19 protein-coding genes are annotated in these 21640 nt (G+C 62.5%); 8 read left to right on the forward strand and 11 right to left on the reverse strand.

Annotation, left to right across the window (positions count from 1 at the left end; translation table 11 throughout):
• Positions 1-28: 28 nt before the first annotated feature.
• From ACFSNN_RS19120 to ACFSNN_RS19130, 3 genes are all read right to left on the reverse strand, one after another.
• Entirely contained in the window at positions 29-1105 is a 1077-nt protein-coding gene (locus ACFSNN_RS19120; RefSeq protein WP_208949570.1) for a LacI family DNA-binding transcriptional regulator, read from the reverse strand.
• Positions 1106-1220: 115 nt separating this feature from the next.
• Positions 1221-2189, reverse strand: a complete 969-nt coding sequence (locus ACFSNN_RS19125; RefSeq protein ID WP_134462966.1) for a dihydrodipicolinate synthase family protein — start codon at positions 2187-2189, stop codon at positions 1221-1223.
• A 49-nt stretch (positions 2190-2238) separates the two neighbouring features.
• Positions 2239-3558 (reverse strand): MFS transporter, encoded by a 1320-nt coding sequence (locus ACFSNN_RS19130; RefSeq protein WP_134462968.1) that lies wholly within the window; start codon positions 3556-3558, stop codon positions 2239-2241.
• 386 nt (positions 3559-3944) lie between these two features.
• Here ACFSNN_RS19130 and ACFSNN_RS19135 point away from each other — a divergent pair, with 386 nt between their 5' ends.
• Positions 3945-6191 carry a sensor histidine kinase gene (locus ACFSNN_RS19135; protein ID WP_244322938.1) on the forward strand — a complete coding sequence of 749 codons (2247 nt, stop codon included), beginning with the start codon at positions 3945-3947 and terminating at the stop codon, positions 6189-6191.
• A gap of 23 nt (positions 6192-6214) precedes the next feature.
• Here the strand turns inward: ACFSNN_RS19135 and ACFSNN_RS19140 are convergent, their stop codons facing one another.
• Both ACFSNN_RS19140 and ACFSNN_RS19145 read right to left on the reverse strand, forming a co-directional pair.
• On the reverse strand, positions 6215-6712 hold the full coding sequence (locus ACFSNN_RS19140; RefSeq protein ID WP_134462970.1) for a hypothetical protein: 498 nt from the start codon (positions 6710-6712) through the stop codon (positions 6215-6217).
• A gap of 198 nt (positions 6713-6910) precedes the next feature.
• Positions 6911-7792, reverse strand: coding sequence for a hypothetical protein (locus ACFSNN_RS19145; protein WP_134462972.1), 882 nt, complete (start codon positions 7790-7792; stop codon positions 6911-6913).
• 255 nt (positions 7793-8047) lie between these two features.
• Here ACFSNN_RS19145 and ACFSNN_RS19150 point away from each other — a divergent pair, with 255 nt between their 5' ends.
• The 5 genes from ACFSNN_RS19150 to ACFSNN_RS19170 all read left to right on the forward strand — a co-directional run bounded on the left by ACFSNN_RS19150 (position 8048) and on the right by ACFSNN_RS19170 (position 13647).
• Entirely contained in the window at positions 8048-8389 is a 342-nt protein-coding gene (locus ACFSNN_RS19150; RefSeq protein WP_134462974.1) for a hypothetical protein, read from the forward strand.
• A gap of 197 nt (positions 8390-8586) precedes the next feature.
• Positions 8587-10752 carry an ATP-binding protein gene (locus ACFSNN_RS19155; RefSeq protein WP_134462976.1) on the forward strand — a complete coding sequence of 722 codons (2166 nt, stop codon included), beginning with the start codon at positions 8587-8589 and terminating at the stop codon, positions 10750-10752.
• A complete protein-coding gene (locus tag ACFSNN_RS19160) occupies positions 10749-12410 on the forward strand; it encodes a response regulator (RefSeq protein WP_134462978.1) in 1662 nt (553 codons plus the stop codon). Before ACFSNN_RS19155 ends, ACFSNN_RS19160 begins: the two co-directional genes overlap by 4 nt.
• On the forward strand, positions 12388-13020 hold the full coding sequence (locus ACFSNN_RS19165; RefSeq protein ID WP_134462980.1) for a response regulator: 633 nt from the start codon (positions 12388-12390) through the stop codon (positions 13018-13020). Before ACFSNN_RS19160 ends, ACFSNN_RS19165 begins: the two co-directional genes overlap by 23 nt.
• A gap of 417 nt (positions 13021-13437) precedes the next feature.
• Complete coding sequence (locus tag ACFSNN_RS19170; RefSeq protein ID WP_116122157.1) at positions 13438-13647, forward strand: hypothetical protein; 210 nt, start codon at positions 13438-13440, stop codon at positions 13645-13647.
• A 67-nt stretch (positions 13648-13714) separates the two neighbouring features.
• Here the strand turns inward: ACFSNN_RS19170 and ACFSNN_RS19175 are convergent, their stop codons facing one another.
• The 3 genes from ACFSNN_RS19175 to ACFSNN_RS19185 all read right to left on the reverse strand — a co-directional run bounded on the left by ACFSNN_RS19175 (position 13715) and on the right by ACFSNN_RS19185 (position 16714).
• On the reverse strand, positions 13715-14563 hold the full coding sequence (locus ACFSNN_RS19175; protein ID WP_244322940.1) for a transposase: 849 nt from the start codon (positions 14561-14563) through the stop codon (positions 13715-13717).
• A 52-nt stretch (positions 14564-14615) separates the two neighbouring features.
• A complete protein-coding gene (locus tag ACFSNN_RS19180) occupies positions 14616-14924 on the reverse strand; it encodes a death domain-containing protein (RefSeq protein ID WP_134462984.1) in 309 nt (102 codons plus the stop codon).
• Between the two features lie 155 nt (positions 14925-15079).
• The gene (locus tag ACFSNN_RS19185) at positions 15080-16714 is read right to left on the reverse strand and encodes a D-alanyl-D-alanine carboxypeptidase/D-alanyl-D-alanine-endopeptidase (RefSeq protein ID WP_134462986.1); all 1635 of its coding nucleotides are present in this window, start codon (positions 16712-16714) and stop codon (positions 15080-15082) included.
• A gap of 460 nt (positions 16715-17174) precedes the next feature.
• Here ACFSNN_RS19185 and ACFSNN_RS19190 point away from each other — a divergent pair, with 460 nt between their 5' ends.
• Together ACFSNN_RS19190 and ACFSNN_RS19195 are read left to right on the forward strand one after the other, a co-directional pair.
• On the forward strand, positions 17175-17744 hold the full coding sequence (locus ACFSNN_RS19190; RefSeq protein ID WP_134465571.1) for a chromate transporter: 570 nt from the start codon (positions 17175-17177) through the stop codon (positions 17742-17744).
• Between the two features lie 34 nt (positions 17745-17778).
• Positions 17779-18315 (forward strand): chromate transporter, encoded by a 537-nt coding sequence (locus ACFSNN_RS19195; RefSeq protein WP_134462988.1) that lies wholly within the window; start codon positions 17779-17781, stop codon positions 18313-18315.
• A 90-nt stretch (positions 18316-18405) separates the two neighbouring features.
• On the opposite strand, the gene ACFSNN_RS19200 is transcribed toward ACFSNN_RS19195, so the two are convergent.
• The 3 genes from ACFSNN_RS19200 to ACFSNN_RS19210 are packed head-to-tail and all read right to left on the reverse strand — an operon-like array spanning position 18406 to position 21262.
• A complete protein-coding gene (locus tag ACFSNN_RS19200; RefSeq protein WP_134462990.1) occupies positions 18406-19176 on the reverse strand; it encodes an ATP-binding cassette domain-containing protein in 771 nt (256 codons plus the stop codon).
• Positions 19176-20177, reverse strand: a complete 1002-nt coding sequence (locus ACFSNN_RS19205; RefSeq protein WP_134462992.1) for an ABC transporter permease — start codon at positions 20175-20177, stop codon at positions 19176-19178. The genes ACFSNN_RS19200 and ACFSNN_RS19205 overlap by 1 nt, the downstream gene beginning before the upstream one ends.
• A complete protein-coding gene (locus ACFSNN_RS19210; RefSeq protein ID WP_134462994.1) occupies positions 20174-21262 on the reverse strand; it encodes a sugar ABC transporter substrate-binding protein in 1089 nt (362 codons plus the stop codon). Before ACFSNN_RS19210 ends, ACFSNN_RS19205 begins: the two co-directional genes overlap by 4 nt.
• Positions 21263-21640 lie beyond the last annotated feature (378 nt).

A 21640-nucleotide genomic window follows, 5' to 3' on the forward strand; every position in this document is an offset into this window, starting at 1 on the left:
TCCGTCGTCGAGGCATCGCGCCGCGAGATTATCTCGCGGCCGGTCCCGTCGATTGCCTGAGCTGAAACAACGCATGCACCTCGTGCCCGTGCAGCGGACGCTTACCGTCGAGCGTGTCGAGCAGATACTGCGCGGCAAGCCGTCCGATCTCGTAGGTGTCGACGCGCATCGTGGTCAGCGCGGGGCGGATTTCCTGCGCCATTTCCAGGTCGTCGAATCCGGTGACGGACAATTCGCCCGGAATCGCAATGCCCAGTTCCTCGGCCTCGCGCAATACGCCCAGCGCGATATGGTCGTTGCCGCAGACGATCGCGGTGGGGCGCTCGCCCGACGCTTGCCAGATCGTGCGCAGACTGCGCCGCCCAAATCGCATTGTCGATTCGCCTTCAAACATATGCCCCGGCCGGACCGCGAGGCCGTGACGTTCGAGTGTCGCGCGAATGCCCGCGACGCGTGCCTGCACACGGTCGTTGTCGCGCGTCGGCTGGATGCAGACCGCGAACGCGCGGTGCCCGAGGCCGATCAGATGTTCGGTGATCTCCGCATAGGCCGCATGATTGTCGAAGCCGATGCAGGTGTGCGGACTGTCCTTGCGATACGCGTACGTGACCGCGTACGGCACGCGGTAGAGCCGCAACGCATCGAAGAGTTCGGCCGGATGCGCCTCGCCTACCACGGCCATTGCTTCCACGCCGCGCGCCAGCATCGCGCGCACCTGCGTGAGCGCCTGCGCGGGGTCGTAATTCGAGCAGCCGAGCACCAGCGTGATGCCGCGCGCCGCGAACGCCGCCTGCATGCCGCTTACCTGTGACGCAAACACGCGATCATCCAGAGTCGGAATGATGATGCCGGCAATGTGGCTGCGCGTGGAGGCGAGGGCGCGGCCCGCCGCATTCGGAAACCAGTTGAGTGTGAGCGCGGCATGCTCGACGCGCTCACGCACGTTCGCGGAGACCTTGTCCGGCTCGTTGTAGACCCGCGAGACGGTCGCCGTGGAGACGCCCGCGAGCTTGGCCACATCGGAAAGCACGCTGCGGCCCGTGCTGCGGCGAACGCGGTTCGTCTGGGTGCGGGCGGCGGCCGGCGGGTCGAGAGAGTCAGGCATCAGGTTGGAGAGCGCAGAGTGAATCGGGGAACGCCCGCCATCTTACCGCCGTGGACGCGCGTGACGGCTTTAGCGGATCCACCTGTGATCCGGAAATCCTCCACCGGCCCTACGCCTAGCGAACCGAGCGGTTCGCACCGAGGGCCGCGATACGGCCGCGAAAATGCTCGGTGCCGGCGACGATCTTATCGAGCACCGCGTCGAGGGCCCAGAAGCGTTCGCGCACGTCGTAGTCGATCACGCGGCAGCGAATGGAGTCGAACGTGCCGATCCGTTGATGATAGATCTTCGCGAGCGCCGGATAGCCGAGCGACTCGGAGACCGCGGCGAGCACGAGAAACGTAGCGAGTTCTTCTGCCAGAGCCGGGTCTTGCGCCGCATCGTTGCGCAGCCACTTGTACAGATCCGGATGAAAATTCGTGAACACGCCGTTGAAACCGGCGGAGCCCGCCTTCATCGCGTCCCACGCAATGGCCGCGTTGGCGTTCAGGATTTTCAGCGGCGAACCTTCGGCGAGCGCGACGCGCCGTTGGACCGTAGCGAGATCGCAGCTCACGTCTTTCAGCATGATGAAGCGGCCGGTGTCGATGCACAGCTTCAATTCATCGTCGGAGAGAAGGCGGCGGTAGGGCGCGGGGCATTCGTACAGACCGAGCGGAAGGTCGGACGGCAGGCGCGCGAGCAGTTGCCGGAGATTCGCCGTGAAGGTCTGCGTGCCTTGCTGCTTCGGGTCGAGCCGGTTCGTCACCAGCACGATGCCTTGCGCGCCGGTGGCGGCGGCGACGTTGAGTTCCTCGGCCTGCGCGTCGGGGTCGTCGCTGATATGGCCGGAGACGACGACCGGAATGCGGCCCGCCACCTTGTCGACGACGAAGCGTCCCAGCGTGCCACGCTCGGCGAGTGTCAGGAACTGCATTTCACTCGACTGCGCGACGGCGAAGAGCGCGTCCGATCCATGCGCGATATACCACTCGATCAGGCGTTCGAGTCCGGCGTAATCGATAGCGCCGGCGTCGTCGAACGGCGTCAGCATCACGGGGACGATGCCTTCGATCGACGTGGCGAATTGCTTGGAGGTGGTCATGCTCGTGATCTCCCGGAAAGGGTTCGTTGAGTCTGGCGGCGCGCGCGTTTCACGCGGGCGCTCGCACGGGTTCGGTCGGGGTGGACTGGTCTTCGATCGGCTTGCGCACCAGCAGGAGGTAGCTCATCGCGCCGATAAACGCGATGCCCGCGGCCGTCAGCAGCGCGGGGACGAACGACCAGCTCTGCGCGATATAGCCGGTCAGGATCGGGGCGAGCGCGCCGCCCAGAAAACCGCCGAAGTTCTGAATCGCGCCGAGCGAGCCGACGCGGTTCGGCGGCGCGGCGGCAGTGGCGAGCGCCCATGAACTCGCGGATGCGGCATTCGCCAGAAAGATCACCACCGAGATGCACACGATCGCGATCGTGTTGCTCTCGACGAGCGCCGCCGGAATCGTGAACGCGACCATGCCGAGCATCGCGATCACCACCGCATTGCGGCGGCTCGCGACCGGGCTCGTGCTGCGGCTCGTGATGAGATCGGAGAACCAGCCGGCCGTCAGCGAGCCCAGAAAGCCGCAGAAGAACGGTATCGATGCCGCGACGCCCGTGTGCATCAGGCTCATGTGGCGTTCCATCGTCAGATAGCCGGGCAGCCACGTGAGGTACACCCAGTTCAGGTACACCGAACCGAAGAAGCCGATCAGCATGCCCCACGTCGTGCCGTGCGAAAACAGCGAGCGCCATTCGGCGAAGGTGACCGTGGGGGCCGGCTTGCGGTCCGCTTCGTCGCCTTCGAGATAGTGCCGTTCGGTTTCGGTCATAGTCGCCTTGACGGGGTCGCGGTACACCGCGAGCCATACGAGCGCCACGACGAGACCGAGCACGCCCGTCACGATGAAGGCCCAGCGCCAGTGAAACTCCACGACGAGAACCGACAGGCACAGCGGCGCGAGCGCCGTGCCGAGCGGCGACGCCGAGTTGAAAATGCCGGTCGGCTTGCCGCGCGCGCGCAGCGGAAACCAGTTGCTGACCACGCGGGCCGCCGACGGAAACTGCGGCGCCTCGCCGATGCCCAGCACGATCCGCGCGAGGATGAACCAGCCGAAGGTCGAGACGAATCCGCCCGACGCCTGCGCGAGCGACCACACGATCAGGCCGATGCCGAGCAGCTTGCGCGGCCCGACGCGGTCGACGAGACCGCCCACCGGCAGTTGGAAGAGCGCGTAGCTCCACGAGAACGCGGAGAGCAGCAGCCCCATTTGTCCGAGCGACAGGCCGAGGTCGTGACGGATCAACGGATTGGCGACTGCGAGCGTGCCGCGGTCCAGATAGTTGACGATGCCGCTCACCATCAGCAGCGTGAGCGCCACGACCTGGGCGCGGCGGATTCTCGGTGGCGCCTGCTCGAGGCTCGGTGTTGCGCTCATGATCGTTGTCTCCGAATGTTTCGTTCTGTCACTAATGTTAGCGCTTACATCTGACGGCACTTTGCGCGAATCATGGGGTTTTTACCAGCAACCTTGCGTCACATATCCAAATGATAGCGCTTACATTTTGGGCCTTTCTTCGAAGAGATTGCAAGCGATAGCGATGCCTTGAAGGGTAAACCCCGGCGTTTGGCCGACTAATGTCACGCTGTTGAAAGCGAAGCGTCGGCTGATTGCTTCTTCGCCTGGCGCCAGACCGAATATTTCGCCGGCGCTTTCCGGGCTATGCTTATCGAGTAAGTTGTCTGCCCTGCCCGCGACACAGCCGGACGCGGCCGGTTATCGACGACGACACGCAACTTCTGACCCGACACGCGCGGAATTCAATGAAAGAGATCAGCGGTGACCCACGCAAGGCACCGGCAGCCGCGACCCGGCAGGATGATGGGCGCCTCGAGCTCCCCGCGGCCGAGCCCGATGCGCTCATGCACCTGAAGAGCTGCGCGCTCAACCTGGTCAGCGATGCTGCCTATCTGATCGACCAGAATGCATGCTTCATCTACGTCAATGAAGAGGCCTGCCGCACGCTCGGATACAGTCACGCGCAGTTGCTGCGAATGCGCGTGATGGATGTCGATCCCGAGTGGAACTTTGAACGGTGGCGCGGCGCCTGGAAAGAGCTGCGCGAGAACGGCTCGATGATGATCGAGTCGATGCAGCGCCGCCAGGACGGCACGACCTTGCCGGTGGAAATCAGCGCGAGCTATTTCGAGTACGAAGGCCAACCGTATAACCTCGCGCTCGTGCGCGATATTACCGAGCGCAAGCGCACCGAGCAGCTTCTGATCGCGCAACTGGAACTCGAGGCGCAATTCCGCCGCCTCGCGGAAAGCACGCCCGATATCATTTGCCGGTATGACCTCGACTGCCGGCTGGTTTATGCCAACTCCGGACTCGCCGCGATACTGCGCCGTCCCCTGCACGAAATGCTCGGTGCGACGCCAACCGAACACACCGCCGATCCCCAGTTCGTCGCTTATCAGAATGCGCTGGCGGCCACGCTCGAAACGGGCGCGGAACGCACGCACGAACTCACGTTGCGCGACGGCGCGAATGACGTGAGCTATCACCACGTGCGCATTCTCGCGGAGCGCGGGCTGCACGACGAGATCACGAGCGTACTGGCGCTGGGGCGCGACATTACCGAACGCAAGCAGGCGGAAGAGCGTTTGCATGCGAGCGGGCAGGCATTCCGGGCGCTGGTCGAGCATTCGCCGGACTACATTGCGCGCTTCGACCGCGAATGCCGGCGCATCTACGCCAATCCGGCGCTGCGCGCGATCCTGCCGCCGGTGGCCGACGAAGCCATGGGCACGGAAAGCGTGGACGAGTCGCCGGTGGTCGATGTGCCACGGTATCGGGACCGGCTGCGGTGCGTCCTTGAGACCGGCACGGAGCGCATGGACGAAGTGCGCTTCCGTAACGCCAACGGCGAGGTGCGCTGGGGGCACATGCGGATGGTGCCGGAGTTTGCCGCCGACGGCCAGGTCGCCACCGTGCTGGCCATCTGCCGCGACATCGACGAACTCAAGCGCAGTGAGCAACTGTTTCGCACGCTGACCGAAAACGCGCCGGAGATGATCGTTCGCTACGACCGCAACTGTCGCTACAGCTACGTCAATCCGCGGTTCGAACAGGTCAACGGGATGCGCGCGGCGGACGCCATCGATAAAGCGCCTGCCGAGCTATCGGACAGCGTAATGCCCGAGTTGCGGATGATTACCGCCACGCTGGAGCAGGTGATGGCAAGCGGCATCGGCGCGAAGGTGGATCTCACGTCGGAGAAGAACGGCAAGCCAGTGGGCTGGCACGTTAGCGCGGTGCCCGAACACGGCGCTAACGGCGACATACGCGGTGCGCTGACGATCTGGACCGATATCACCGAGCGAATGGAAGCCGAACTCCGTTTGCGCGAATCGTATGCGCTGTTGCAGGAGTTGACGTCGTTGCGCGAAACCGCGCGTGAGGAAGAGCGCAAGCGTATTGCCCGCGAGATGCACGATGAACTGGGGCAGCAACTGACGGCGCTGCGGCTTGGTGTATCGGCCATGCGAATCGAGTTCGCGCGAGACGATCCGGCGCTGGCCGGACGATTCCGGGACCTGCTGGCGCTCGCCGACGACACCATGCAGGTGGTCCGCAATGTGGTTGCATCGCTGCGTCCCGCCGCAATCGATGCCGGCATCGTCGCCGCGCTGGAGTGGCTGGCCGCCGAATTCTCGCGCGACGGCCGGGTGGCCTGCCATCTACGGATTCCTGACGATAGTCTGGTCCTCGACGAGGCGCGGGCAATCGCACTGTTTCGCATCGTGCAGGAGGCGCTAACGAATGTCGCGCGTCATGCCGCGGCGACCCAGGTCACGATTTCGCTCGAACAGACCGGCCGCTGCTGGGTCCTCGAAATAAGCGACGACGGCTGCGGCTTCGATTCGATGGCGGCGCGGATGAAGTCGTTCGGGCTGGTGGGCATGCGAGAACGCGTACTGATGTTGGGCGGCGAGATTTCGGTGCGCAGCGCGCCGGGCAGCGGCACGTCGATCACCGTGTGCATACCGGTCGACGACGCTTCATAGCAGTCGGGAACCTGATTGAACCTTCAAGGCGATTTCCGCAAATGGGCGACAAGCGCATTGATCTGCATATCGAAGCGTTCGAACCATGCGCGCGCCACTTCCAGTTGCTCATCGAGTTCCTGAAAGTGGGACTGGTGCGCTTCGGCGGCGCGCTCGGCTGCGGCGATTGCTTCAGGAGTCGTCTGCGAGCGAAACGCAAGCGCGGCGAGCGACTCGATCTCGCCGCGGTTGCTTTGACTTTGATGCATGAGTTCGGTCAGCAGCGCCTTCAACATCTGCAGCTGATCGTGCCAGTCGCTTTCCGCGCGATGCAGCGCCGCGATGAGCGGACCCGCATCGTCAGCGAGTGAGGTGTCGGATGAGGCGGAGGTGCCCTGCCGCACGTGATCCAGCACCGCGAGGCAGCCCTCGGCGCGCTCGACCAGTTGCTTCGCTTTGTCATGCGCCTGGGCCATGCGCGTCGTGAGCGCCGTGGCGCGATCGCAAAGCCGCGCCTGTAGGACGAACGTGTGCGGCTTCACCTGTCGATGTCCATGTGTAAGGTTCGTGAGTGGCGATGAATGACCCCGCTTGCCTTTGAAACGACGTCGCGCCGGGGGATTCGCGCCGTCTTTCCATGTATACGGCGGCACCCGAAGCAGCTTGATGTCAGGATTTCCTGATTTTGGCCCAGGCATTGCCCTTTCTTTGCCAACGGAAGAAAGCCGCCGCCGGCGACATCAGCTCATCCAGTACTCGTCTGGAATCCTCCGGTCCGCTTCGGAAAGGAAGGGGTTGTCGAGCGTGAAGATCAACCGGGATGCGATATCCGCGCGCGCGAGCGCATCCTGAATGTAATGATGGGTGTTGAACAGCCTCATGTATGCGCCATTGCGATACGCGGCGACGAGCCCCGCTTCGATGGTCTGTGCCAGTGCTTCATGGCCCGCTGCGACATAGAAAATGAAATCCGACCGATACTTCAGCAGCAGCCGGTTCTCGACCACGAGGTCAGGTTCCAGCTGCCGGCGTCCGTCGAGTTCGGCAAATGCTTCCACCAGGCCGCGCGGAAAAAAGTCGACGCGACCGCCTTGGGTCATCTCGAACATCGTGTCATAGGTCGAGGTCTGGACGTTCAGACCGGCTGCTTTCAGGATTTTCGTATCGATCCAGCCGAGTCCCTGGCCGCACATGAACGCTTTGAGATCGGAGAAGCGCTCGACCTTGTCGAAATCGGCTTGCCGTTCCTTGCGGATGATGAACACCCGGTGGCCAATCAGCCCACGGTGTATCGGAATCCGCACGACGTTCCGGCCGCGCTCGGCTTGCGCCTCCATGCTCGTCCAGTGCAGATTGATCATATTGTCGGCGCCGGCCAGTTCGGCGAGCGCGCGGCCGCGTTCCATTTCGATGTCGGCCGATCGCAACGTGTACGAGGCGTTGGCCGTTTTCATGGCCAGATCGAGCACGGCGAGGGCAAACGCGACTTGCACGTCGCGGGTAGGCCGGATGCGGGGATAGACGATGTCGAAATGGACGGGAGGGTCGGCAGGGGCGGCACGCGCGCGAAGCGTGCTGCCCGCCGCACTCAGCGCGGCCAGAACAAAGCGCCTGCGATGCATGGATAGTTTCTCGAAACAGCAGTGATGCGCTCAAACCGGCGCTTGTCCGCACGGGTTCTCGCCCTGTCGGTGCTTCATCGTGCCACGTCTTGCCAGTGCAGACAAACCGTGTAATCCCTTTGTCAGGACCATTCAGGATTTCCTGACGGCATATTCAGCCGATCGGAAGTGCATTTTTCCGGGCTTCCTGACTGTGTGATGCCAACGGTCTCCCTAGGATGGACTATCGAAATCGTCTATATCAGCGGACCCGTTATGAACGGTCATTCAGAAAGCCGCGAAGTCGCGGTTGAATTCCTCAACACCGCGTGCGAGCGCCTGTTCGACATCTGGTGTGAAAGCAGAAGCGTCATACCGCTCAGCTATCTGTTGCACTGCTGGCCGTTGCCGGATTGGGGGTACGCGTCCGTGAAAAAATTGTCGGACGGATTGCGCGAACTGAGGATATCGAACCCCGACGCGCTCGGCGGCCGCGTGCGGCCGATCCTCGGCGAGCTGACGTCGTGCATCGATGAGATTCTGCTGTATCCGCGAATCTGCTTGCCGCGGGCGATCAACGATTCTCCGCCTATCGAGCCGAGCCTGTACGTCATGTAGATTCACATCGGATTCGTCGGAACGCGTTCATCCGGAATGAGCGCCGGCACAGTCCAGAAAATGAGAGTGACTGGGTGGCCGGGGAAGGCAAATGTTAAATCGCCTCCCTGCCGATGCGGCGACCGATTGGTCTGGGCCGCTCGGCGGCAACGAGTGCAGAATAGACGAAACAAGAACCGTAGCACTCGCGGGGATGTATGAAGCACAACCTGTTCGACGCATGGTGGAGTTTGATCGGCAGCTTCAGGAGCAGCCTTGTATCGCGGCTTCTCGTGACCGTGCTGCTGGTCAGTTGCGTCGTCACTGTGTTATTGACCGGATTGCAGCTTTACGGCGACTACTACCGCGGCGTGGAGCAGATTGAAAATCGCCTTGCGGACATCGATCGCAGCAATCGCGACAGTCTCGCGGAAGCGCTCTGGCGTCTGGACGGTTCGCAACTGCAACTGGAGTTGAACGGCATTCTGCGTCTCGCGGACATTCGTGCCGTGGAAATTCGCGAGACGGGCAAAGCGGGGCAGTCGGCCTATGTGAGTGCCGGCCAGCGCTCGGCCGGTCCCGTCATCGCCCGCGAATTCCCGCTCTTCTACAACGTGCAGGGCAAGGAGCGCGAGATCGGCAGGCTCTACGTCGAGGCGACGCTGCTCGACCTATACCATGAGCTGACGCGTACCGCGGTGATGATCCTCGTCACTCAGGCCGCCAACACCTTTCTGATCTCGCTGTTCATCGTCTACATTCTGTCCCGTCTCGTGATGCGGCATGTCGCCGCCATCGCGCGCACGGTGGAGAGCTACGATTTCCGTGAACCGCCCAGGCCGTTCAGTCTCCAGCGGCGCAAACGGCGCGAGCCGGACGAACTGGATCGCGTGGCGGCCGCATTCAACGCGATGGGCGCGCGGCTGTACTGCGCGTATCGCGACGAACAGGACACGGCGGCCGAACGCGAAGCACGCAATCTGGCGGAAGCGGCCAACCGGGCCAAAGGCGAATTCCTGGCGAATATGAGCCATGAGCTGCGCACGCCGCTGAATGGCATTCTCGGCTACGCCCAGATCCTCGAAAGCGATGCCGCATTGAGCGAGCGGCAGCGCGAACGCGCGTCGTCCATCCGCCATAGTGGCGAACATCTGCTGACATTGATCGAAGACACGCTCGATTTCGCGAGGATCGAAGCGGGCAAGCTGCGTGTGGAAATCGGCGACGTGCCGCTGGCGGGGTTCGTCGATGTCATTCGCGACATCATCGATGTGAAAGCGGAGCAGAAGCGTCTCGACTTTATCTGCGAAATCACCGGGGATGCGCCGGTCGGCGTGCGTGCCGATGAGCGGCGCCTGCGGCAGGTCATGCTCAACCTGCTTGCCAACGCGGTGAAGTTCACTGATGCGGGCTGCGTCACCCTGCATATCTTGAGGTCCGAGTCGAACCACGTTCGTTTCGAAGTGCGCGACACGGGGATCGGCATTGGTCACAATCAGTTGAATACGATCTTCGAGCCGTTCGAGCAACTGGGCGCGGCCGAGCGGCGAGCCGGCGGGGCGGGCCTCGGTCTGGCCATCAGCCGCGAATTCGTGCGCGCGATGGGTGGCGAGATCGAGGTGGAAAGCCAGATCGGGCAGGGCAGTACCTTCCGCTTCGAACTGCCGGCAGCCAGCGTGACGCCCGTGTTGCGCAAGACGTCGGAGCCGGCGCCGCTCTCGTCCACGGCGACGGGCTATGAGGGGCCGCGCAGGAAGGTGCTGATTGTCGACGATGTCGAGATCAATCGCGCGATTGTCGTGGATCTGCTGGGCCGTCTCGGCTTCGATACCGTCGAGGCGGAAAACGGTCGCGAGGCGTTGGAGAAGGCGCAGCGCGAACGGCCGGCGCTGATTCTCACGGACATCGTGATGCCCGAGATGAACGGCTTCGACCTGACACGCAACCTGCGTCGATTGCAGGAGTTCGCCAATGTCCCCATCGTGGCCATGTCCGCCAGCCCATCCGGAGTCAACCGGGCGATGAGCATCGAAGCGGGCGTCAACGCCTTTCTGTCCAAACCGGTCGACCTCGAAGCGCTGCTGACACAGATCGCCGCTTTGCTCGGACTGAAGTGGAGCCATGCGTCGCCGCCGCTATCCACTCGCGCGGCGACGCCCGAAATCGGTCTGGCGGCCGTGCCTCGGCAACAGATGGAAGAACTGCATCATCTTGCCCGCCTTGGCGACATGCATGAGATTATCGTCTGGGCCGAGAGCGTGGCGGCGGGCGATTCACGTTATCGCTCGTTCACCGCGCAACTCTGCGCGCTCGCTCGCGACTACCAGTCGAAAGCCATTCTCCATCTGGTCGAGCGGCATCTGAATGTCGAGCCCAAGCCATGAACGAGCTGAACGTGGAGGCCAACGTGGAGGCCGGCGAACGGCCGACCATCCTGATTGCGGACGACACGCCGGCGAATTTCGGCGTGGTCGTGGAAAGCCTGACGGACCGCGGCTTTCGGGTGCTCGTTGCGCTCGACGGCGAAGAGGCGCTCGAACGCGCGCTGTTTTCCCAGCCGGACCTGATCCTGCTCGACGTGAAGATGCCTGGCATCGACGGCTTCGAGACCTGCCGGCGGCTCAAGGCCGACGCGCGCACGCGCGACATCACGGTGATTTTCATGACGTCGCTGACGGGCGCGGAAGACATGGTGGAGGGTTTCTCGGCCGGCGGCGTCGATTACGTGGCCAAGCCTGTGCGCGTCAACGAAATGATGGCGCGCATCGAAACGCATCTCGCCCTGCGCGTGATGCACAGGCAGCTCATCGTGCAGAACCGCCTGCTTCTGAAAGAGGTCGCGGTGCGCCAGCAGGCCGAGACGGAACTGTCGAGCGCGCGCGATGCGCTGGAACAGCAGGTCGAGCAGCGCACGCGGCAACTCGCGGAGTCGAACGTGCGGCTGTCCGCCCAGATCGACGAGCGCCGCCGTGCGGAAGCGAAATTGCAGGCGAGCGAAGCGCGCTTTCGCACGATTGTCGAAACCAGCCCGATCCCGCTGTGCATCACGTCGATGCCCGAAGGCGTCATCCTGTATGTGAATGAGCCGCTGCGAGAACTGTTCGGCCTCGATACCGGCATGCGCACGCTGACCAATATCGTCGACTTCTATATCGACCCCGCCGATCGTGACCGGCTCGTATCGCATCTGCGCACGGAGGGCAGTTTCAACAACAGCGAAGTCCACATGCGGCGCGTGGACGGCTCGCCGTTCTGGGCCATGGCGACCGCGCGCGTGGCGACTTTCGGCGATGCCCCGGCGATCTACGTGGGCCTCAGCGATATCACGGCGCGCAAGCGCATCGAGCAGGAGCTGTTCGAATCGCGCAATCAGTTGCGCGAATTGTCCGCGTATATGGAGGCGATTCGCGAGGAAGAGCGCAAGCGCATCGCCATGGAGATTCACGACGAACTCGGCCAGTTGCTGACCGCGTTGAAGATGGACGTGTCGCTGCTGAAGATGCGTCTCGGCAAGGATCCGGACGCGATGCGCAAAGCCGACGACATGCGCGAACTCGTCGAGAAGACAATCTGGATGGTCCGCAATGTCGCGAACCATCTGCGGCCGGTGGCGCTGAATTTCGGGGTCGTGTCGGCATTGGAGTGGCTCGTGGAGGACTTCATTCGACGCCATGGCATTCCTTGCCAGCTGCATATCAACGGAGGCGAACCGGTGCTGCCGGAGGCTTGTGCCACCGCCGTATTTCGGATTGTCCAGGCATCGCTCACCAACGTCGGGCGCCACGCGCATGCCACGCGAGCCGACGTGACGCTGACCAGCACGGCGGCGGCGCTCGACCTTCACGTGAGCGACGACGGCTGCGGTTTCGATCCCGGCATGGCGCGCACAGGTTATTCCTACGGACTGCTCGGCATGCAGGAGCGCGCGCGTCTGATCGGCGGCGCGATGACAATTGACAGTGCGCAGGGCATGGGCACCGCTATTTCCATTCACATTCCGCTTACAGGCGGGGCAGAAAATGATCGACGTCCTGATTGCTGACGACCACGCCGTGGTGCGTGGCGGCCTGAAACAGATTATCGCGACGACCACGGATATCGTCGTCGCCGCCGAAGCCACGCAAGGTTCGGAAGTGCTCGACCGGCTGCGCGCGAGGCGCTTCGACCTCGTGCTGCTGGACATGACCATGCCCGGCATCAGCGGAGTCGACCTGATCCGGCGCGTACGCGCCGAGCAGCCGCCCTTGCCGATCCTCGTGCTCAGTATCCACAACGAGGCGCAAGTCGTGTCGCGCGCGCTGCGCGCCGGCGCGACCGGCTATGTAACGAAAGACAGCGATCCGGACGTGCTGCTCGCGGCGATCCGTAAATTGGCGGGAGGCGGGCGATTCATCGATCCGAAACTGGTCGACGCCATGGTCTTCGAAACGCATTCCGGCGATGCGCCGCCGCATGAGGTGTTGTCCGACCGTGAATTTCAGGTATTACGGATGCTGGCGGCCGGTCAAAGCATCAACGAGATTGCCGAATCGTGCTCGCTCAGCGCCAAGACCATCAGCACCCACAAGATGCGTCTCATGCAAAAGCTCGGCCTCAACAACAACGCCGAGCTGATCCGGTATGCAGTCAGGCACGGTTTGGTGACGGAGTGACGAAGTGACGGAGCCTTTAGGGATATCCTGAGGCTCGAAGCAGCATTTCCCGAATCAACAATCCGGCGCTGCTGACTGAAGAATCCTCGCCGTTGTTCCACGATTGTCAAATGGGAACCTGAAGTGCGGGGGCAGATGTGGATGCGACGAAAAGCTCACTACGCGGACTGCGCGATAAATTATTGGCGACGGCAGGCACGCTGCCGGTCCGTGTGCTTACGCTGCATGGTTCGCCGGACGGTCAGACTTGCCGGGTATGCGTCGAAATCAGGCGTCCGGACGGTCCGATCCTGCTGTTCTTCTTCCGGCACGACGACGGTACCTGGCACGTATTTCCGCCGGCAAAGAACCTGTGCAGAATGAGCTTCGAGCCGCTCGTGGGTTGATATGAACGAGGCCGGACAAAGGAGATTATCGATGAACGCAGACAACCTGGGGACGCTGTCGGGCCACGAAACCAAATTGCGCGCGTGGTTGAGCGATTGGTACGACCACGCGTTCGCGACCGGCTTCATCCGGCCGCCTTTCATACTCGACGACGCGACCGCTTTGAGGCTGGAAGGTTACTTCGACGTGGGGCTGACGCCCGCGGAGGGCGTCAACGCGATTTTCGGCGTGGTGCATTGACGCGCTGGACGCATCGACGCATCGGACGCATTGACGCACCGGGGTATCCGCCGCGTCGGTACGCGGCTCACCCCGAGCGCGTTTTTTGCTGACGGACGCCGCCGGCCAGTTCGGCGGCGCCGCCGTCTTCACCGCTTTCTTCGTCGATCCACCGCCGCGCCCATTCGAGCGCGTATTGCCGTGCCGTCTCGCAGTTCTTGAAGCTCGGACCGATCAGCCCTGAGCGCGCAACTCGCCGGTCATCGCGCACGATCTCGGCCCATCCGCGGAAACGGGCGTTCGCCAGCCGATCGGCGGCAATGTAGATGACGTAGCCGCGCGGGTCGGATTCGGTGTGGCCTTTCGATGCGAGGCCCATCCACGGCGAGTCGATTCGATGGATGGAATGGAGGGGTGTCACCGGCGCGCGGGGTTCGACGCACTCGGGTAAGGCATGCGCGGAGTTGGCAGGATTCGGGAGTTCGCGCGCGATATCCTTGAACGTATCCGCCGTTTGGGACGACTGCCATGTTTCGCGCGGTGCCTGCCACGACGCCTGGTCTCTCCAGAACACCCGGCGACAACCTTCGTCTCGAGTCTGGCGGTCGATGCCGCGCGTCAGGGCGTCGCGGCGTTGCAGTGTCAGTTGCGGACCGCACCGAAACCTGCGGCCGGTGCTTAAGAGGATCCGGTACATCTCCGCGAGAGCGCCGCTCGAACGCCACGCCTCGAAGCGGTGCCGGCACGTCGGCGCCGACGGGTAGTGGCTCGGCAACATCGACCAGGAATCGCCGGTCGTCAGTACCCATAGCACGGCATTCGCCACCACGCGAACCGATGCGCGTGGCCGGCCGCGCTGCCGGTGAACAATCGGGGGATCCGCGAGGACTGGCGCGAGCTGCAGCCACTCTTCGTCACTGATTTCGTCGAAATGCACGCTGTCCTCCCCTACCCATTGCATTGCGCGGGCGCGGCTGTCGCCGTTCGCGCTACCAGCCGCTCGCCAGCCACGTTGGCAGGGATGAAAGGTCCAGCAGATCCTCGACACAATCCGATAGCTCGCAGACTTCCTGAAAAGCGGCGTCGTTGGAGTCGTGCAGATGTTGCCGTCTGATCTCGCGCAACGCGGTTGCGAGACGCCGGAGGGTTTCGGGGTCGCCGTTCATCATCGGCCAGGCTTTTAGCAGATACGTCAGCGGCACGACGCTTCTGGTTTCGCACCACCTGTCGAAGAGGCGTAAGCACGTCGCGTTGACGTGCTCGATCGAGTTTTCTCTTTCAGACAGATACGGAACCATGGCAGCACTCGGATGAAGGACGATCGGCGTGCGTTCATCGTATGCGGCCAGTTTTCGCGAGGCTGTCAGGAGATCAAGAAAATGAGAGGGGGCGATGCTGAACTTTGGGTCAGGGAATCCTTAGCAGGCCCGCCGCGCAGAGCGGGCGCGCGGCATTACTGCAGTTTCCAGAGCATCGCCGATATCGTGCCTTCGTCCTGGAAGACCGCTAGCACGTCGCTGATGCCCGAAATAGGAACGTTGTTCACCGTCAGGACGAATGCGATCCGGCGGCCGCTTTTCGCATCGATATAGCCGGCGAGCGATTGTCCCCTCAGGAACGGTAAGGTTGGCGTGTTCGGATTCTCCGTGACGTACGTGCCGGTTTTCGCATGCACCTGGCCTTTCGCCCCTGCAAGCGTCGCATCGGATTCGAACGCGGTGATGGTGGCCAGCGATCCGTCCACGCCCAGCACCGGCAACGCGTCGAAGTAGGGCGAAAAGACCTGCGTCGTGCTCATGCCTCTGAGCATGGCGATGACCGCCGTGCCGCTCGCGGTCGAGTCGCCGCCACCGCTGCCGTCGATGAAGTGGTACTGGTTCGACGCGATCTTGAACGTCGTGGACAACTCCACCTGTTCCGCCGCTAACGCGCCGGTCAGCGTCGTCGAATCGTCGCGTGCGAGACCGAACAGCATGAGGCTCGTATCGGCGCCGATGTTATAGCTGACCTTCATGATGTATCGGACGTATTGCTCATACGGTTGCGAAGTGAGTTGCGCAACCTGCATCGCGCTCGAATACGAGCCTTGCGCGGGCAGCAATTGAACCGGATTGGCGGCAACGGGCGCCGCCGTAACCGAGACACCCGCGCGCGCCAGCGCTTCGATGAAGACCGTGCGGGCGTAATTGGACGGCTCGGTCACGCGGAACGTGCGGATCAGCGGGTAGGCGTTCGTCAGCGGCGGCACGAAACCGGCCGGCACGTTGCCGGTTATGTTGCCGATACAACCCGGCGAGCCGATGCACGAAGGCAGTTCAGGCGCGAGTTCGACATCCAGCTGCGAAGCCGCGCTGCCCGTCGCGGGCGCGGATTGCACACTGAACGCGGCCGTCTTCGGGCGCCAGTCGAATGGAACGGCGGAGCCTTCGGCGCTCTGGTTCAGGCTGACGTCGACCACGTCGTCGTTGACGAAGATCGGCCGCACGTTGAATTCACCGCGAAAGTCGAACGGCTGGAAAAGGCGATCGTCGATCACGACATCGCCCTTGATCGTTTTGATGCCCGCCGCCGCCACCTGCGTCGCGAGGGAGTTGAAGCCGGCGAGCGGGTCGGGCGTGGCGAGTATCGCGTTGCCGAGCGAGTTGGCCTCGTTGTGATCGAAGTTCGTGATGGCGATCGTGCCGTCCGGGTTGGCTCGGCCGCCCATGGTCAGATCGCCGCTTGCCAGCAGGATCAGATTGCCGGTGAGGGTGCCGCCCGCATCGAGCGTGCCCTGCCGGTAAACCGGTGTGACGAACTGATGCTGCGCACCCAGTTGATTCAGCGCGGAGCCGACTGAAAAGAGCTTGCGCACCGAGCCAATCAACATCTGGGCGCTCGAATTCAGGTCGTAGATCACATGGCCGGAGTCGAGATCGACCACCTGCATCGACCACGTCGCGTTCTTGTAGACCGGTTTTTGCATCACCTGCATGATCGAATCGGGAACCGCCGTATTCGAACTGAGCGATGCGCCGCATGACACCAGCAGAACGGCGCTTGCGATTGCGGCCCAACATTTCCACTGTCGATCGATTGTCGGGCTCATGGCATGTCTCCGGCGTGATTGCACTTGACTGCACCTGACTGTACGTTAAGCGGCTCGATTCGCAGCGGATGCATCCCGTCACGGCGAGATTACGGCATCGGAAGGTCCGGCAACAGCAGGTCAATGTACTTCTGTTTTTTTTAGACCCGCCCGCCAGATAGTGAAATTAAATACCGTCCTGAACGGGTGTCAAGGACACTGTTCGCCCTCACGTGCGGGCGGCGAAGCTTTGGCGTCGTTTCATGACGGGGGATTTGGGCCGGCTTATTGCAGCTATTATTTAGCACCAGGGCTCGGCGGGGTGATTGCGTCGTTGTGGCCGCAACAACGTCAATGGCGCGTCCGTATTCACCGGCTCTGCCGCGCAGTTCGTAAGGAGAGGGTATTGGCTAACGGCAATAACGACACTAATGGCACTGACGGCCGAGAGTTTCTCGAACCGGCACCGGGACGCGAAGCTATCGGGCAAGGCGATGGGCCGGCGCCTGTCAAGGTGACCGCGCTAGGCCTGTTTGTCGTTTTTTCCCGCATCGGCCTGACGAGTTTCGGCGGCGGCTTGAGCGGCTGGTTCCTGCGCGAATTCGTGCATGACCGGCAATGGTTGAGCGAAGACGAGTTCCTTAACGGACTGGCGTTGTCGCAGGCGCTGCCGGGCGTCAACATCAAGAACCTCGCCATCTGGATCGGTTATCGCTTGCTGGGCTGGCGTGGGGCGCTGGCCGGATTTTGCGGAGTCATCTTTCCGCCGGCCATCGTGATCGTGCTGCTCGGCGCGTTCTTCTCGGCCATCGCCTATCTCCCGCTCACGCATATCGCGCTGGCCGGTGCGGCGGCAGGAGCGATCGGCCTTTCCGCGGCGATGGCGATCACCGCCGCGCGCAGGCTGCCGCGGCGCCTGTTTTCGTATCTCATGCTGATCGCGACCTTCACGGCGGTGGCGTTATTCAGGGCGTCGCTCGTGTGGACAGTGTTGATAGCGGGCGCATTGAGCGTCGGCTATGAATACGTCCGTTCGCCGCGGCAGCAATAACGACAGTCGGGCAACTTTCAACCAGCCACATCACGTGTCCAGAAATCTCATCGCACTGTTTTCGGTTTTTGCGCCGCTTTCGATCGTGACGGTCGGCGGCGGGCAAGGGATCATCGCCGAGATCCAACGGCAAGTCGTCGACGTGCATCACTGGATGACGCACGCGCAATTTCTCAACGACTTCGCGATTGCGCGCCTCGCGCCGGGTCCTGGCTCGCTGCTGGCCACGTTGATCGGCTGGCAGGTCGGCGGCTTGGGCGGCGCGCTCGTGGCGACGCTGGCTCTATTCGGGCCAACGGCGTTCCTGATGTGCGGTGTCGTGCACGTGTGGAACAGGCATGAAGGCGCCCGCTGGCTGAACGCATTACAGGCGGGTCTGCGGCCCGTTGCCACCGGTCTGATTCTGGCCGCCGTCTACGTGTTGATGAAGCAACTCGACGGCGGCTGGATAGCGTGGCTCACCGCGGCAATCGCGACGGTGCTGGTGATGGCGACTCGAATCAACGCGTTGGTGTTGATAGCGGGCGGCGCGGGGTCGTTTGTCGTGCTGCACTTCGCGGGCTTGCTCTAGTCCGGCGCCGACGCGCCCGCAATCTGCCGGTCGATGCTTTGCAGGAGATGATTTTCGCGCGGCAGATTCTGCGCGCGTTCGGCGCGCGTCTCAGTGCGTCGATGCCCGCATTGCGCGGTATTCGCGTCGCACGATTTCCATCAGCTCCTCGACGGATGTGCTGGCTGCCTCACGCTGATAAGTCACACGTCCGCGTTGCATCAGCATCACACGATCCGCGATGTCGAGCGTCTGCGCGTAGTTGTGCATGATCATGACGATAGACAAGCCGCCTTTCGCCTTGAGCCGAAGGATCAGGTCGATGATGAGCCCCGCCTCGCGGGCGCCCATCGCGGCGAGCGGCTCGTCGAGCAGCAGTATCTTTGCATTTGAATTGACCGCGCGGGCGACCGCGATAGCCTGCCGCTGCCCGCCGGAAAGCTGCTCGACCGCCAGGTCGACCGAAGGCACGTGCACGCCGATTTCTTCAAGACACTCCGCGGCGCGCTCGCGCATGGCGCGATTGTCCAACAGCCGAAACGGCCCTCTGCGGATGATTTCCCGATTCAGGAACATGTTGTGATAGATGCTCAGCGAATTGGCGAGCGCCAGATCCTGATAGACGCATTCAATGCCGAGTGAACGGGCGTGATCGACCGAGCGCAGCATCGTTTCCTCGCCGCCGACAAAAAGCTTGCCGCTTGTCTGCTGATGAAAGCCGGTCAGAATCTTGATCAGCGTCGATTTGCCCGCGCCGTTATCACCGAGTACGCCAAGAATCTCGCCCTGTCTTAGCGTCAGCGAAACGCCATCGAGCGCGGTGACCGCGCCGAAACGTTTGACGATGTCTTCGCCGCGCAGCGCCTCGAGCACGTCGGACATTACAGCTCCCCCTTGCGTGCGAGACGAACCACGTGGATGTTGAAGATCATGGCGCCGAGAATCGCCGCGCCGAGAATCATGTTGAAGGTGAAGGCGTTGATGCCGATCAGCGTGAAGCCGTCGTTGAGAATGCCAAGCACCGCCGCGCCGATCAGCCCGCCTATGATCGTGCCCGATCCCCCGGCGAGGGGCGTGCCGCCAATCACGGCCGCGGCGACGGCAAGGAACATGATCTGGTTGCCGCCTGCTTGCGGATCGATCGACGTAATGCGGAAACCTTCCAGGATGCCGGTCAGTCCGGCGAGCAGCGCGGCAAGAATGAAGTTGCCGAGCTTCAGGCGTCTGACCTGAATGCCCGCTTCGCTCGCGCCCAGCGGATTCGCGCCTGAAGCGATCGTATGCAAACCCCAGCGTGTGTGGCGCAGCAGCACGTGCATGAAGGCCGCGATCGCGAGCGTCCAGATGATTTCGCTGTAGCCCCATCCGCCCATGAATGCCGCGAACGCTGAATTTTCCGGTGGCGAAACCGGCGTGCCTCGCGAGATCGTCAGCGTGAGGCCGTTCACGAAGAACAAGGTGCCGAGCGTCGTCACGAACGAAGGGATGCGCAGGTACACCGTCACCGCCCCATTGATCAGCCCGACGATGCCCGCGGCCACCACGCCGGTGAGCATCCCGAGCCATGGCGGCAAGCCCGCCTCGATGGCGAAATACATGATGAAAGGCGCAAACGCAAAGACCATCCCGGCGGAAAGATCGATCTCCCCGCCGATCATCAGCATGATCTCGCCAAACGCAATGATCGCCACTGGCGCGATGAACTGCGAGAGATTCTGCAGACTAGCGCCCGTCAGCAGAAAGTCATGGTTGACCGTCTCGAAGTAAATGCAAAGGATGAGCGCCACCGCAAAGATGCGGATCTCGCTGGATCGCCCGAGCGCGCCTGACCAGCGCCTCGGACGTTTGGCGGGTTTTTGGGCGTCCGTCACGGAAGACGTCACCCTTTGATCGCACCCGTGCGTGGCACGATCTGGGCTTTCGTGCTCTTGCCTTCATAGCGCGTCGACGTGTTCAGGTACGGATCGACTGTGCCCTTGGTGACGAACTTCAAACCCGTATTCACGTTGGCCGGCCCGACGAGTCCGCCGGAGGCGAGAAAGGTGAACGCCTGGACCACGGTATAAAAACCCTGCACGTACGGTTGCTGGTCGATCGTGAAATCGAGGAAGCCCTCGTTAATCAGATCGACCGTGCGCGGCAACAGGTCAAAGCCGCCGCCGTGGACGCCTTTGGACGGCAGATTGGATTCCTTCATTGTCACGGCGACGCCTTGCGTGCTGCCCGCGTCCACCGCGAACATGCCTTTGAGATCCTGGTGGCCGAGATAGAAGGATTTGATCTTCGAGAGTTCTTCGTTGACGGTCGCGCCGGTGGCGATGGTTTGCACGTCGATCTTCTTGCCCGATTTCTTGATTGCGGCCACCGCGCCATCGAGCCGGGGCTGAATGTTGAGCTGGCCCGGCGTGGCGATAAAGAGCGCGACCAGGCCGCTATCGATGAGGTTCGCGATCCGCTCGCCCATCTGATAACCGGACAGATAAAGATCCTGGCCAATATAGGCAAGGCGTGGATTCGTGGAACCCGAAGGCGCGTCGGCGTTGTAGGCGAAAACGGGAATGCCGGCGTCGAGCGCGGCCTGGATGGGTTTGTCGAACGCCTTGGGATCGACGATCGGGACTGCGATTGCGTCGGCTTTCGCGGCAATCGCCGCGTTGACGGCATTCACCATTTCGCCGATGTCGGCGTTGGCCGAGCCGGTCCATTGATAGTCCATGCCCAGCAAGGCGGTCGCGTCCTGAATGCCGTATTGCGTGGGCACGAAGAACGGATTCGTCGTGACATGGTTGACGAAGACGATCTTCCATCGTTTGTGCGCCGGAAACGAACCGCCTTCCGCCGCTTGGGCCGACGAGATCATTCCACCCATTCCGCCCATTAGCGCCAGTGCTGCAGACAGGCCCGCACCCTGCAGCAGTCCGCGACGCATGCCCTGTACTTCGTCCTTGTCTTCCTTCGATTGCGCCATCTCAGTCTCCCGTCTCTCAGTTGTCGAACGTTTTACTGGTTGTAACGGCGCAAGCAGGAAAAGCTCCGGCAAGACAGGCACCGGAGCCGGGCACCATTCCTTTCGAAATGCCCACGTGCACGCGCGTACGCATGACTACCCTCGAAAATGCTATATCACGCACTTTTGGCTACTAATCGATGTATACCCTTAACTACTCTGACTAGTGAATCACCGGCGAGCAATTCGCTCCATTTTCGCTCGCGCTTTGGGGCATCTGTAGACCAATTATTGGGATTCGCGACAGGCAAAGCGCTTTTTTGAAAAGCTTGCTGCGGGCCCACCTGCCGACGACAAACACGTTTACTTCGCATGCGAATAGAATATACTTCGCATGCG

Origin of the sequence: Paraburkholderia dipogonis (assembly GCF_042680985.1) — a bacterium.
GTDB lineage: Bacteria > Pseudomonadota > Gammaproteobacteria > Burkholderiales > Burkholderiaceae > Paraburkholderia > Paraburkholderia phytofirmans.

What these genes read in the sequence shown, in the direction of transcription:
- ACFSNN_RS19120 (WP_208949570.1), bottom strand. Translation starts at nt 1,105, where the DNA reads ATGCCTGACTCTCTCGACCCGCCGGCCGCCGCCCGCACCCAGACGAAC.
- ACFSNN_RS19125 (WP_134462966.1), bottom strand. Translation starts at nt 2,189, where the DNA reads ATGACCACCTCCAAGCAATTCGCCACGTCGATCGAAGGCATCGTCCCC.
- ACFSNN_RS19130 (WP_134462968.1), bottom strand. Translation starts at nt 3,558, where the DNA reads ATGAGCGCAACACCGAGCCTCGAGCAGGCGCCACCGAGAATCCGCCGC.
- ACFSNN_RS19135 (WP_244322938.1), top strand. Translation starts at nt 3,945, where the DNA reads ATGAAAGAGATCAGCGGTGACCCACGCAAGGCACCGGCAGCCGCGACC.
- ACFSNN_RS19145 (WP_134462972.1), bottom strand. Translation starts at nt 7,792, where the DNA reads ATGCATCGCAGGCGCTTTGTTCTGGCCGCGCTGAGTGCGGCGGGCAGC.
- ACFSNN_RS19150 (WP_134462974.1), top strand. Translation starts at nt 8,048, where the DNA reads ATGAACGGTCATTCAGAAAGCCGCGAAGTCGCGGTTGAATTCCTCAAC.
- ACFSNN_RS19155 (WP_134462976.1), top strand. Translation starts at nt 8,587, where the DNA reads ATGAAGCACAACCTGTTCGACGCATGGTGGAGTTTGATCGGCAGCTTC.
- ACFSNN_RS19160 (WP_134462978.1), top strand. Translation starts at nt 10,749, where the DNA reads ATGAACGAGCTGAACGTGGAGGCCAACGTGGAGGCCGGCGAACGGCCG.
- ACFSNN_RS19165 (WP_134462980.1), top strand. Translation starts at nt 12,388, where the DNA reads ATGATCGACGTCCTGATTGCTGACGACCACGCCGTGGTGCGTGGCGGC.
- ACFSNN_RS19170 (WP_116122157.1), top strand. Translation starts at nt 13,438, where the DNA reads ATGAACGCAGACAACCTGGGGACGCTGTCGGGCCACGAAACCAAATTG.
- ACFSNN_RS19180 (WP_134462984.1), bottom strand. Translation starts at nt 14,924, where the DNA reads ATGGTTCCGTATCTGTCTGAAAGAGAAAACTCGATCGAGCACGTCAAC.
- ACFSNN_RS19185 (WP_134462986.1), bottom strand. Translation starts at nt 16,714, where the DNA reads ATGAGCCCGACAATCGATCGACAGTGGAAATGTTGGGCCGCAATCGCA.
- ACFSNN_RS19200 (WP_134462990.1), bottom strand. Translation starts at nt 19,176, where the DNA reads ATGTCCGACGTGCTCGAGGCGCTGCGCGGCGAAGACATCGTCAAACGT.
- ACFSNN_RS19210 (WP_134462994.1), bottom strand. Translation starts at nt 21,262, where the DNA reads ATGGCGCAATCGAAGGAAGACAAGGACGAAGTACAGGGCATGCGTCGC.